At 65.6% G+C, this 953-nt stretch carries 1 protein-coding gene; it reads right to left on the bottom strand.

Going from position 1 to position 953, the window contains the following annotated elements; translation table 11 throughout:
• On the bottom strand, positions 1 to 953 hold a 953-nt coding region (locus GHO41_RS29350), incomplete at both ends, for a DUF2868 domain-containing protein (protein WP_153435352.1).

The raw sequence follows: 953 nt of genomic DNA, 5'->3' as shown, positions 1-953 counted from the left end.
GGGTCGCAGGCAATCGCCAGCCGTGCAGGCGGGAAGCGGGTCATTTGCTCCAGCAGTTTTTGCCGGGACTCGCGGCTGTCGAGGATGCCCGCGTCTTTGACCGTGGTCGGCAATTTGGGCGGCCACGGGTGCTGGTCGTCCAGCTCGATGGCGACGATCAGCGCGCCCTCGGTGTCCAGGTCGGTCTGCCCGGCGTGCACGTTATGCAACTGCTCGGGGGCTACGTCGTTGACCCCAAGGCGCTCGCTGCTCGGCATCAGGCGTTCGCGCAGTTGGCTGTAGCCGGGCAGGGTGAGGTCCAGTTGCAGCGCGTTGCGCCCCCGGATCCAGCGCCAACGGCAGAAGGCCGCGAGCAACAGACGCGGCAACACACCGTAGACCACGACTACGCCCACCAGCCACACGGCCCAGGCCTGACGCACGGCTTCGCTGCTGTAAGCGGTGTCGGTACTGGCGCGGATCATCGCTTCGGTCGGCCCGCTAAACCCAAGCCACCCGGGCACCACGCCCAAGGCGCGGGTGGCGCTGACAAACACATCGGCGCTCAAAATGGTGGTTTCCCAGACAAAGCCGTAACGGCGGGTGGCCATCAGCAAGAGCATGAGCGTCAGCGCGCTGAGCATTGCCAGCAGCCACAAGCCATTGACCAAGGTACCCAGCGCCCAGCGATTGAGTTTTTGCCGTTGCAGCACCAGCAACAACGCCGGGGCCAACTGCGCAGCCTTGGCGTCGCGGGCAAACTTGTCGCTGAGCCACAGCCACAAACGGCCAAGGCTGGCGCTGTGTTCACCGGCGAAAACCAGCCCCAGCAGCCAACTGATCAGCAAAATCAGGTTGATGCCGAGCAGGCTGCCGAGTGCCCAGAACACATTGACCGGGGTTTGCCCATTGCCCAGCGCGGCAAAGGCCAGCCCGCCGCCGCTGATGACGGCCAGCACGGCGAGGCCCAGCAG

It is taken from the genome of Pseudomonas sp. FSL R10-0399, assembly GCF_009600165.1.
Lineage (GTDB): Bacteria > Pseudomonadota > Gammaproteobacteria > Pseudomonadales > Pseudomonadaceae > Aquipseudomonas > Aquipseudomonas helleri.
The sequence above is the reverse complement of the archived record's forward strand: the minus strand, read 5'-3'. Positions and strand labels throughout refer to the sequence as shown.